Consider the following 12,713-nt stretch of genomic DNA (forward strand, 5'->3'; position numbering starts at 1 on the left):
GGCACCACCTATCTACAGCGTAATAATTAACTTAAAAGAAGACTTGTAAAAAAAGATTAATTCGTTAAGAATTGCCCTTTGGGGTACCTATCCCTCTGGTACCCCAAAGGTATTTAGGAGGAGATAAGTGGTTGTCGCCGTAGACTTGCGTTACGTCGACAAGCACAATTAAGTATATTTATAGTTAATGTTATTGATTAAAATGCTTCTTCAGGAATATCAATCGCTGAAGTGTCGCCATCCATAATGATATTATAAGTAGTCATGATGTTCGGTACGATGTTATGCACAAAGTAACGGGCGGTATCTACTTTCCCTTTGTAGAACGGATAATCAAAGTGGCCTTCGCCGATCTCTTTCGCCCGTTTCAACGCCACTACCGCCTGGTCTAAGAGCAGTTGCCCGCAGACCAGTTGAGCGCAGCTGTGCAGCGTCCGCGTCGAATACAATGGCATCAGCGCCCGGTTGCCACCCTGGGCCTGGGTAGCATACCATTCGCGGATCTTCTTCACCTTTTCCCAGGCTTCGTTGAGAATAGCAACTTCGTTGGCAAACTCCGGTACTGCCGCACACTTTTCAATCCCGTCTTTAATCTCAACCATCCATTCTTCAAAGACTCGACCTTTATCCAGGTTAAATTTCCGGCCGATCAGGTCCAGGGATTGAATGAAGTTGGTGCCTTCCCAGATCGAGTAGATCTTCACATCGCGTGCACACTGGGCTACGGGGTATTCCTCAGAAAATCCATAGCCACCGTGGACTTGAATCATATCAGCCACAATTGGCCAGGCCATATCAGAACAGAACGCCTTGATCAGCGGGGTGTTGACCTCTAACCGGCGCAAAGCCGCTGCCCGCTCTTCTTTGGTTGGCGCTACTTCGGACATATCCAGCAGGAAGGCTGTCTTGTACACCAAAGCTCTCTCGCCTTCAATTAAGGCCTTCGCATTCAACAGCATCCGCCGGATGTCTTCGTGTTTAATAATTGGCACCCGGCCCAGCTTGGGATTGGTAAACGGCCGACCCTGGATACGTTCTTTCGCGTATTGTACCGCATAAGCATAGGCAGAAGCCGTTACACCCAAGGCCGCAATACCCGTTCTCAAACGCGCTCCGTTCATCATCTGGAACATCTGGGCGATCCCTTCGCCGGCGCCTTCTTCATTCGGCGGGTTACCGAGCAGGATGCCACGACAGTTATCATTCTCCCCGAAGCTCAGGACACACGTGGCCGAGCCTTTTAAGCCCATCTTGTGCTCGATCCCGACGGTAGTAACATCATTCCATTCACCCAAGCTGCCGTCTTCGTTTACCCAGATCTTGGGAACAATGAAGAGGGACAGCCCTTTGGTCCCGGGTGCCGCTCCGTCAACCCGGGCAATCACCATATGTACAATATTCTCCGTTATGTCATGGTCACCGGCGGTAATGAAGCACTTAGTCCCTTTGATCTTGTAGATCCGCGGATTATCAGTCGGAAATGCCTTGGTTGTCTGATCGCCCAGGTCAGAACCGCCACCCGGTTCGGTTAGACACATCGTTCCCGACCATTTGCCAGTGAACATTTTCTCACAGAACATTTCCTTATCTTTTTCCGCCCCAAAGCTCTGGATCAGTTTTGCGGCCCCGGTGGTCAGACCAACGTATGGATAAAATGCCGGGTTAGCCCCATAGAACATCTCGTGACAGACGCAGTGTAAGGTGAGCGGTAGAGTGCCTTCCGCCTCTTCGTACTCGTTGCTCGAGCCCCAACCGTTCTCCTGCACAAACCAGTAAGCTTTATGGAATGATGGAGGAACCGTTACCTTGCCATCCTTGAACTGGGCATGGATAGTATCTCCGTCTTTATTTGTCGGTCCAACCACTTCCTTGGCTACCTTATGAATTTGGTCAATGATCATTTCCAGGTCGTCAACCGACCATCCACTATATTTTTCCGCAGCAAAAACCGGTTCCAGGTTGAGCCATTCCTTACAGATAAACTTATTGTCCCGGTTATCAACTAAATAATCAGCCATGTTGTCCCCTCCTTTTTATCTCTTCGGTCTGTCCATTGACGACTATCGGCCTTTAAAGTTCGGTTTCCGTTTTTCGATAAAAGCCCGCATACCTTCCTTTTGATCTTCAGTGCCATAGACCATAGCCCAGGCATCAGACTCCAGTTTCAAACCGGTGTCAATGTCACAACTCCAGGCAGCGTTGATTGCCATTTTCGCCATCCTTAAGGCGATAGGTGGCTTTTTAGCCAGTTTCTTAGCCCATGCTTTAGCCGTATCCATTAATTCGGCGAGCGGGACAACCTTGTTGATAATCCCTAAGGCCAGAGCCGTCTGAGCATCAATCGGTTCGCCGAAGAAGATCATTTCCTTTGCCTTGCAAATCGAGATATTTTGGACCAGCCGCTGGGTCCCCCCGCCCCCAGGGAAGATTCCCACATTTATTTCCGGTAGAGCAAACTTAGCGTTGTCAGCCGCGATCCGCAGGTCGCACATCAAGACGTTTTCCATCCCGCCGCCAAAGGCATATCCCGCAACAGCGGCAATGGTCGGCTTCGGCATATCTGCCAGGAGCTTCTGATTAGCCACAACCCGGTCAGCAAATGCCCGGGCTTCAACCACCCCAAACTTGGAAAATGACACCAGGTCCCCTCCTGCGCAGTAAACCTTTTCACCACCCGTGATGATTACGACCTTGACTTCCGGGTCCTGGGCGACACCAGCAAATATTTCTAAGCGCTCATAACTCATCTCTTCATTGACCGCATTGAGTGCCTCCGGTCGATTGAACTGGATGATGGCAATATCGTCTTCAACTGTGACCAACATGGTATTGTACTTCTTATCCCGGTAAGACATGAAAACAGCCTCCTCCCTTAACTTTTAAATTTAGGCGGAAGCCCTCTGGCTGGCTTTGAGCCAGCCAGAGATCCGTCAGACAACTAAATATTCAAATCTGTTCGCGGTTTCTTCTCACCGCTGGTGTAGTCGTACCAACCTTTCCCTGTCTTACGGCCGAGATCACCGGAAGCAACCAGCTTCTTCAGGATGAGCGATGGTGCCCACTTGGGATCCTTGAAATTCTCCCACAAGGTTTCGGCAACAGCCAGACCAATGTCCAGGCCCACAAAGTCGCCAAGTTCGAATGGCCCCATCGGGTGGCCAAGACCATACTTCAAAGCCTTATCGATATCTTCTATTGTGGCCACACCTTCAGCCAGGCACTTGTAGACTTCATTGCGCAGCGCAGCATTGACACGGTTGACCAGGAAGCCCGGACCATCCTTAACATACACGCCGACCTTACCGATCTTCTCAGTTAATTCCTTGATCACCAAAGAAGTTTCTTCCGAGGTCTTCAGGCCCTTTATGATCTCGACCAGTTTCATAACTGGCACCGGGCTGAAGAAATGCATCCCGACAAACTTATCCGGGCGCTTGGTCGCGGTCGCCAGTTCGGTAATGGGGATGGAAGATGTGTTACTGGCGAAGATAACATGAGGCGGGCACATTTCATCCAGCTTTTTAAACAAGTCCATTTTGACTTGCTTATTCTCGATGATCGCCTCGATGATCAAGTCACAGTCTTTGGCTGGAGCCAGTTCCGTGGTCGGAGTAATCCGCCCCAAAATAGCTTTCATTTCTTCTTCGCTCAGTTTCCCTTTGGCGACATTGTTTTTCAGGTTCTTCTCGATCGTCGCCATGCCTTTTTGGACAAACTCCTCTTTAATATCCTGCATAACAACAGCGTAGCCGGCTGCCGCTGTCACCTGAGCAATACCGGAACCCATAAAGCCGGCTCCCACGACCATTATCTTTTTAATATCATTAATATTCATGTTGATAACCTCCTTGGTTAAATTTCGAACTCATTTTATCATTTTATTATTTATACTTTCTGGACAATCAAGGCCATACCCTGCCCACCTTCAGCCGCTAGAGCAACCAAGCCTTTTTTAGCCTCCCGACGACGCAGTTCAAAGATTAGTTTGGTGAATAAGACCGCACCCATTGCTCCCCAGGGATTACCAGTCGCCAAAGCACCACCGTTGGGATTAACCTTTTGGACTAGCTCATCTGGATTGACTCCCCATCCTTGCCATTCTCGGAAAATAGCCAAACATTGAGCAGCCGATATTTCATTAAGTTCAATCACGTCAATATCTGCAAGTGCTAGATTGGCCTTTTTCAAAGCAATCCGGCTGGCTTCCACAATCCCCAGACCGGTGTACCGCGGGTCACCTGCCGCAATCCCAACCGACAGGATTTGACCAAGGCACGGCAAAGACAGTTCGCGTACTTTTTCTGGACTGGCCAAAAGACACATTGCGGCAGCATCTGCCGGTTTAGCTAGAAGATCTTGTGCATTTGTTAGTTCATCTTTGCTGATTTTTTCTTCCTTTTTACCTTTCTTCAGTACCACCTCCCCAATTTCTTCATTAATTTGACCGCTTTCCACGGCGATCTTAGCTCGTTCTCGGCTGATACTGCTGTAATTTATCTGTTCTTCATCAGACAGCCGATATTTTTTGGCTAAATTCTCAGCCACCTGGGCCATGGTCACAACCCCGTACTTCTCAACCGGTTGAGCACCGACCTCCTGAGCGGGAATTGCGTCCACGATTTCCCGCTGCTTTTCAGTAAATTCATACCGGGCGTTGCGAATTTCAAAGGGTATCTGGCTCATGCTTTCCGTTCCACCAGCCAGAATAACACCCGCGTCACCGCTTTTAATCGCCCAATAACCGTTAACAATCGCTTGCAAGCCAGAAGCGCTATTCCTCTGCACCGTATAGGCCGGTACCTTTTCCGGTAGACGCGCGACCAACATAGCGTGACGGCCGCAGTTGGAAGGCTTACTGGTCTGCTTAGCTGTTCCTACGATCACTTCATCAATTTTCTCGGGATCGATTCCAGCGCGCTGCACGGCTTCCAACATCATACTCGCGCCCAGTTGCTGCTCTGATAGATCCTTTAACTGGCCACCAAAAGCCCCAAACGGGGTTCGGGCCGCACTGACGATCATGACATTGTTCATCTCTTTTTCCCCCCCTCGCTTTTGATTTCAAATCAACATTTCTCAACGATCATGGCAACACCCAGACCACCAGCACAACACATGGTAATCAATCCGTACCGGTTTTCTGGGACCCGTTGCAACTCGTACAGACATTTGACTGTCAGAGCCGCCCCGGTACAACCAAGTGGGTGCCCCAACGCAATCGCTCCACCATTGGGATTCAGCTTCTTCATGAGTGACTCGCGATCGATACCCCAGGCCATCCAATCCCGCAGTACGGCCAGTGACTGGGCAGCGAAGGCCTCGTTAAGTTCTATCACATCAAGATCATTAATCGTTAAACCGGCTCTTTCCAAAGCGATTCGGGTGCACTCTACCGGACCAATGCCCATGATCGTCGGATCGCAGCCGCTGGAGGCAATCGAAAGGATGCGGGCCATCGGCTTCATCTCCAGAGCTTTTGCCTTTTCTGCTGCCATGACCAGCACCACCGCCGCTCCGTCATTTCGCCCCGAAGAGTTCCCCGCGGTCACGCTGCCGCCTTTTTTGAAAGCCGGCCCAAGGGCAGCCAGTTTTTCCATGGTAGTCGCCCGCGGATGTTCATCCGTATCAAAAACTACAGTCCCCTGGGGTGTTTGCACCTCGACCGGCAGAATTTGGTCTTTGAATCTGCCCTCCTGGATCGCCCGTAAGGCTCTAACCTGGCTCTCAAGGCCAAACTCATCCTGCTCCTCCCGCGGGATCTGATACCGCTCCGCCAGGTTCTCCGCGGTGATCCCCATCGGCTGGTTACCGTAGATGTACTCCGGGATCGCGCCTGGCCCGCCTTGGGTCAGCGAGTCATCGATCAGGTGATCACCGTTCCCGAGACCGTTTCGGGCATTGCGGATGTAATAAACCGATTGGCTCATGTTTTCCGTCCCGCCGGCAATAACCACATCCGCTTCCTCACAGCGGATCATCTGGCTGGCATCCATTATCGCCTGCAAACCGGAACCACACTGTCGATGGACGGTGTAAGCCGGGACATTCTCCGGAAGCCCGGCCATTAACGCAACGACGCGGGCGGTATTGGCGGGGTCAGAACTTTGTTTTACGTGACCGAGAATGACATGATCTATTTCATGTTTATTAACCTGGGCACGTTTAAGTAGCTCTACAACGACCTGACGAGCCAGTTCTTTGTCAGGTATATCCTTGAGTGAACCCCCGATCCGGCCAATCGGTGTCCGTACCGCATGTGTTATCACTACCTCTCTCACAAAAACATCCTCCCTTCTGAATATTAGTCGAATTATTCAATTTTCGCCGTCCGTCGCCAGATCCCGAGTTTTTGCGCCTCTTTGATCAGATCATCACGGAAATCGGGATGGGCAATGGAGATGATCAGTTCGGCCCGCTGCCATTCGGATTTACCCTTCAAAATGACCTTGCCGTATTCCGTCACCAGGTAGTGCACGACTGGCCGCGGTGTAGTAACCACTGCGCCGGGGGTTAATGTGGGAACGATCCGCGATGCCCGACCGCCTTTTTTCGTGTATGTAGAGTGCATGCACAGGAATGATTTACCTCCCCGCGAGAAAAACGAGCCAAAAGCAAACTCTAATTGACCACCAGAACCCGAGATCATCCGCGTTCCTTTACTTTCCGAACAGACTTGTCCTGTAAGATCGACCTCGAGTCCGTTGTTGATGGAGATGGCGTTATCGTTAGCCATAACATACTGGGGATAGTTGGTGTAGCGAACTGGACAGCAGGCCAGTGCTGGGTTGTTGTCAATCCACTCCCAAAACTTCTTCGATCCCAATCCAAACGAATAGACAATCTTACCTGGGTCCAGGGTCTTATAACGCCCCGTGATCTTCCCCGCCTCATACATGGTCATCATGGACTCAACCAGCATTTCTGAGTGAACACCCAGGTCTTTGAGGTCAGATTTAGCGATCATCTCGCCAACTGCGCGCGGAACGCCACCAATGCCGAGTTGAATACAAGCTCCATTAGGGATCTCCTCAATTATGTACTCCGCAATTTTTGCATCCTCAGGTGAAACTGGAGCTGCTTGAATGTCCGGCAGCGGATTGTCAGCCCGGGGGTCTTCAACAATCATATCCACCTCGGAGATATGAATGCATTCTTCAAATCCCCCGAGCGCTTTAGGCATGGAAGGGTTGATCTCGACAATCACCTTTTCCGCCATATCACACACAGCTTTGACAAATGTGGCCTGTGGTCCAAAGTTGAAATATACGTGTTTGTCCATCGGGGTGACACTAAGCATGGCGACATTGACCTTGCTGTACCCCATTCGGAACCAATCGGGGCTCTGGCCGAACTGCGACGGGACATAGTAGCACAAACCCTGGTCATGCAACTGACGCTCGGGACCAGTCATGTGCCCACTGTTATAGCGAAAATGCGTCGTGGTTGGATCGGCTTCTACGGTATAGAATTTACGCATGCAGGTGGCGCAGTGGATGTTCACGTCATAGAGTTCATCTTTCCGCTTGGCCAGTTCCATGTCCAGCGCAGTAGGCTTAGTGAAACTGTATCCGTAGCGAACCCAGTCACCCGACTTAACCACCTTTACTGCTTCTTCCGCCGTTACCAATTTGCTGCGATACATCTCCATCAGGTCGCTCACGATTTTTCCTCCTCTCAATTCACAATACAATTACGCTACAAAAATGCGTAATTAATAATCCAACCTCTTACTAAAAACCCTGACTAAATGGTTTCGTCTATCTCGCCTTCATTCATCCCAGCCTCATAACGCTTATATCCTTCGATATTAGTTCCTTGCTCAACAGAGTTAATTAGTTTAGCCACTACATTCATCCGTTTCATTTACAAAACCGGGGCACTCTAATAACTTCACCTCCTCCGTTCTGATTTCCCGTAGTGCTCAGGTAAATAAAAAAACCAACACGCTAGAGCCCTGCAGACTCCATAGTGTTGGTTTATCGGCAGCCAGTGTCATCACACTCTCCGCCAAAATCCACCGTCTTTCGGTTTTATTGTGCGTATATGCTCGGAATATTGTCTCGAAATAAATACTTTATCTTGGAATAGTATTTCTATAAAAAGTATAATATCCCTGCTAAAAAATTTTTGTTTCTTAACTTTTTTAGGCAGAATTTTTTTGGTATGTCTTGAATAAAAAGACCAACCCCTTTTGAATTATAATTATATTAATTCGCAGGGGTTGGTCATTTGCGATCAAGGTTTTCCGCATCTACCGCTTCTTACCAACCTCATCATTCTAATTAGAACCTTCCCCTGGCCTGCACATGCCTCAGGCGGGTTCAATTTCTTATTATATAATTCTACTATATAATTCTACAGCCTAACAGAAATTCCTTCCCGTATTTAGAGATTTCATTATACCTGAAAAATTACATTTTTTTGATAGATTATAAAATTAACAGTTTATCATATCGTTCCGTCGGTCTCCGCCTCTTTAAGTGCTGTTTGATACCGTTTGTAGCCCTCTGACACCGGTTCTTTGCTCAGCAGAGTTAACAAAAACAGTGTAACTAAACCTACCGCTGCCGATGGCCAGAGTGGTGCCACACCAAAGGGGCTGCCCGCAAAGTGCCAAATCGCGGCCAATGAACCACCGAGCAAGGTTGACCAGAAGGCGGCTGTGCTGTTCACCCGCGGCCAGAGCAATGCCATAACCAACACGATGCCGGCAACAGACCGGATCTGGAAAGCCCCTAACATTTGCCCAAGAATCGACGAGGCCTTCATCCCCAGGTACGTGGCTATAATTCCAATGACCAGGATCGTAATCTGCGAAAACCTTAACTGTTCCGCATCAGTTGCCTCAGGCTTAACTATCCCCTTGTAAAAATCTCTGGTCAGGGTCGTCGACACGATCAGCAGCAGGGCCGGGGCAGTGGAGAATATGGCGGCAATAATCGCCATCGCAGCCAGTCCGCCGATCCACGGTCCCACGTGGGCAGACATAGAAAAGAGCGCGTTTTTCGCCACAATTGTGGGCATGTGCACCTTGGCCGCCATACCGATCAGGGCCGGCATCAAGGCAAAGGGTAACACCAGAAAACCGCCTAGGGCGATCCCAGTATTGGCTTTTTTGAGGCTCTGCGCCCCAAAACAAACCCCAACCACAGTGGCAGCGGCAAAAAACGAGACCGCAGTCCCGATGCACCAGGCAACCACTGTCCAAAAGTCAGGTTGCGCGAAACTGAAAAACGAAGCAGGCAGGGTCGCTTTAAGTTGTCCATAACCGCCGACATGGTTCACACAGACAAAAGCGGCAATCCCCATGCCAAAGTACATCACGAAAGAGTGAACCACGTTCATCCAGGCCAGACCTTTCAATCCACCCGTCAAGGTCATAATGATAAAGATTGCTCCCACGATCCAGGCCATCAGATTATTATCCACTTTAAACATAGGACCTAAGATAGAAGCGGCTGCTGTCGGCTGTTGAGCAAAAATGATACCGTAAACCAAGCAGATAATCAAGAGCATGATCAAACGCGTCTTCGAGTCAAACAAAACCTTATACGCTTCGGGTACAGACATCACGCCAAATTTAGCACCAACTACACGGTAGAACTTGGAGACGAAAATAACAAAGACCAAACAACCGACGACCATTCCCCAGTTAGCCCAGACGGATGAAAATCCCATCCTAAACGCTTCGGCCGCGTTACCAATCGTCCCGGCGCCGGCGATCAGTTCAGCAAACAACAAGGGGATAATCAAAGCCACACCCAGTCCCCTTTTCGCGACAAAGAACTCCTGAATACTCTTATTGGTTTTACTCAGATAAAGACCAATCCCAATCGTTAACGCCATATAGGTAATCATTATAGCAGCAGGACTCACTGTTTTCCCCCCCATTCAAAATTAACCGAAATTACTCGTTAAAACATAGAAAATTCCATCAATATAAAGCCTTGGAAACTTAATAACCTCTTTCCTATATACTTCACCTCCTTTTCTTTTGATTACCCCTTTTTTTGATTAGGGAAACAATTTTTAACTTATAAAATATTGATTATTGCGCAAAATGTATTAATTTTGTTGCCATTCTGTCTTTTTTGAATATTTGGGGTAAAAATAAAACCAACACGACAGAAAACAACCTTAACTCTGCTGTGTTGGTTTATCGGCAGCCAGTACTAACACTTTCCGCCACAATCCACCATATTATATCTTTTTTCCAATAACTACTCGGTTATGTTCAATAAGTTAAGTCGTGGATGGTTATTAATTACCTGCTTCTAGCTACTAACTATTATATTACTGCTTGTGATTATTTATTTCTACAAAAATCAAAATTATCCTGCTGTGATTTGTGTAAATTTTATATTTTTTAAATTTTTCCCCTTTTCCATCCAGATAATTTATAGTCTATGCTTGACGTTCGTAGCTTTGTCCACTTTTAAAGGTTGTTGGCTGTTTTCTCATTTAATCCTCCAGCCACCTTGAACAATTCACGGTTTGGTTTTGGCCAATTTACTCGCGTATAGTTGGTCGACGATATGTTTTCAACACCAGCTGTTTTCAGTTCGTAGTCAACATCCTTATCAATGACGATTAACAGGTAGCGGTCATTGCGTTCCATATTGATGTCCCAGCAAGCGGTGATAATCTTGGCGCCCAAATATTCATCGATAATCTGTTGAAACTCCGGGATTGACGCCCGGATAATATCTTTTCTAATACGACGCAGTTTTTCGATCCCGTCGGGCTGGTTCCTGATTACCTTTTCTACACTGGTGATAGTAGATAACCACAGGACTAAAATAAAATTCCCGTATACTTTTACACACACGTCTTTTGGCCCACGTCCTAGAGTACGGGCGTGCAGGCGAGTAAAAGCACTTCTCAATCCATCTTCTAACTGTCCTTTCGTGCGAATGTTCACACAAACCCTCCTCTCAATAATACCAGGAGGCAAAAGTCCGTGGTTAAACAAGAACTATCCTCGGCTTTTTCAATTTGGACAACAAACTTTAAAGATTATTAAAATTCAGATGTTCTTGTTCCTGTTCCAGGACCCTCCCCGGGTAATGAAATCATCCAGCACGACACATCAGATCCGCGCTTAGAGCACTAATCGCCCATATTATCCCCCCCCTTTTCGGGAAAACGCCTTGACATTCCTACAGCGGAATGTTACCGTGCTTCTTAGCGGGCCGCGTTTCTTCCTTGGTCAGCAGCATATGCAGAGCCGCGATTAACTTCGGCCGGGTCTCCTGCGGTTCGATGACCGCGTCCACAAATCCCCGCTGCGCCGCCACATAAGGATTGGCAAACCGTTCCGTGTATTCCTCAATCTTTTGCTGCCGTACAGCCTTCGGATCCTCGGCTTTGGCGATCTCATCCTTGAAGATGATATTCGCCGCCCCCTCCGGTCCCATGACCGCGATCTGCGCCGTCGGCCACGCAAACACCTGGTCGGCCCCCAGGTCCCGGCTGCACATGGCCAGGTAAGCGCCCCCGTAGGCTTTTCGAGTCACCAGGGTGATCTTCGGCACCGTCGCTTCGGAATAGGCGTACAGCATCTTGGCCCCGTGGCGGATGATCCCGCCGTACTCCTGTCCAGTCCCGGGTAAGAAACCAGGCACATCGACCAGGTTCAACAGCGGGATGTTGAAGGCATCGCAGAACCGGATGAACCGCGCGGCTTTATCCGACGCGTTCACGTCCAGGCAGCCCGCCATGTAGTTCGGCTGGTTGGCGATGATCCCGATGGTGTACCCGTCCAGGCGGGCGAAGCAGGTGATGATGTTGCGGGCGTAGTACGGCTGAACTTCCAGATATTGTTTGTTGTCTACGATGGCGGCGATCACTTTCTTCATGTCGTAGGGCCGGTTCGCTTCGTCTGGCACGATGGTGTTTAAAGCCGGTTCAACCCGATCAGCCACGTCATACGGTTCCCGATACGGGGTCCCCTCCGCGTTGTTGCTGGGCAGATAGCTCAGCAGGTCGCGGATCATCTGAATGCATTCTTCTTCGTTGGCCGCCGCGAAGTGCGCTACCCCGCTGGTCTGGTTATGCGTCATCGCCCCGCCCAGTTGCTCGGCCGTGACTTCTTCTCCCGTTACCGCTTTGATGACCTGCGGGCCCGTGATAAACATCTGGCTGGTCCCTTTGACCATGAAGATAAAGTCGGTCAGGGCGGGAGAATAGACCGCTCCTCCAGCGCACGGCCCCATGATCACCGAGATCTGGGGAATGACGCCAGAGGCGATGGTGTTGCGGTAGAAGATTTGTCCGTATCCACTTAATGCGTCTACCGCTTCCTGGATCCGGGCCCCGCCCGAGTCGTTGAGGCCAATCACCGGGGCCCCCATTTTTAAAGCCATGTCCAGCACTTTGCAGATCTTCTTGGCGTGCATTTCTCCCAGAGAGCCGCCAAGCACTGTGAAGTCCTGGGCAAAGACGAAGACCAGCCGGTCGTCAATTGTCCCGTAGCCAGTGACTACTCCTTCGCCTGGGGCTTCAACTTCCGCCATGCCGAAGTTTGTGCACCGGTGCGTGACAAATTTGTCCAGTTCCTGAAAACTCCCTGCGTCGAGCAGACGTTCGATCCGTTCGCGGGCGGTGAGTTTCCCCTCCGCGTGCTGCTTGTCAATCCGTTTTTGGCCTCCGCCCTGTTCGATTTTCTGGGACCGCTCTTTCAGGTCGGCAATTTTGTCCAGTGTACTCATCGC

9 protein-coding genes are annotated in these 12,713 nt (G+C 49.5%); all 9 read right to left on the reverse strand.

Annotated elements, in window-relative coordinates:
- Window positions 1-197: 197 nt before the first annotated feature.
- Window positions 198-2,018, reverse strand: coding sequence for an acyl-CoA dehydrogenase (locus HPY81_03250; GenBank protein NPV26475.1), 1,821 nt, complete (start codon window positions 2,016-2,018; stop codon window positions 198-200).
- Window positions 2,019-2,060: 42 nt separating this feature from the next.
- Window positions 2,061-2,855: an enoyl-CoA hydratase/isomerase family protein gene (locus HPY81_03255; protein NPV26476.1), complete on the reverse strand. Its 795-nt coding sequence runs from the start codon at window positions 2,853-2,855 to the stop codon at window positions 2,061-2,063.
- 83 nt (window positions 2,856-2,938) lie between these two features.
- Window positions 2,939-3,835, reverse strand: a complete 897-nt coding sequence (locus HPY81_03260; protein NPV26477.1) for a 3-hydroxybutyryl-CoA dehydrogenase — start codon at window positions 3,833-3,835, stop codon at window positions 2,939-2,941.
- Between the two features lie 50 nt (window positions 3,836-3,885).
- On the reverse strand, window positions 3,886-5,034 hold the full coding sequence (locus HPY81_03265; protein ID NPV26478.1) for a thiolase family protein: 1,149 nt from the start codon (window positions 5,032-5,034) through the stop codon (window positions 3,886-3,888).
- A gap of 32 nt (window positions 5,035-5,066) precedes the next feature.
- A complete protein-coding gene (locus tag HPY81_03270; protein ID NPV26479.1) occupies window positions 5,067-6,278 on the reverse strand; it encodes a thiolase family protein in 1,212 nt (403 codons plus the stop codon).
- Window positions 6,279-6,310: 32 nt separating this feature from the next.
- Window positions 6,311-7,648, reverse strand: coding sequence for a butyryl-CoA:acetate CoA-transferase (locus HPY81_03275; GenBank protein ID NPV26480.1), 1,338 nt, complete (start codon window positions 7,646-7,648; stop codon window positions 6,311-6,313).
- A gap of 800 nt (window positions 7,649-8,448) precedes the next feature.
- The gene (locus HPY81_03280; GenBank protein ID NPV26481.1) at window positions 8,449-9,858 is read right to left on the reverse strand and encodes a sodium:solute symporter family protein; all 1,410 of its coding nucleotides are present in this window, start codon (window positions 9,856-9,858) and stop codon (window positions 8,449-8,451) included.
- Window positions 9,859-10,435: 577 nt separating this feature from the next.
- Complete coding sequence (locus tag HPY81_03285; GenBank protein ID NPV26482.1) at window positions 10,436-10,921, reverse strand: DUF2294 family protein; 486 nt, start codon at window positions 10,919-10,921, stop codon at window positions 10,436-10,438.
- A gap of 238 nt (window positions 10,922-11,159) precedes the next feature.
- Window positions 11,160-12,710, reverse strand: coding sequence for a methylmalonyl-CoA carboxyltransferase (locus tag HPY81_03290; GenBank protein NPV26483.1), 1,551 nt, complete (start codon window positions 12,708-12,710; stop codon window positions 11,160-11,162).
- Window positions 12,711-12,713: the final 3 nt, after the last annotated feature.

It is taken from the genome of Bacillota bacterium (assembly GCA_013178045.1).
Taxonomy (GTDB): domain Bacteria; phylum Bacillota; class Ch66; order Ch66; family Ch66; genus Ch66.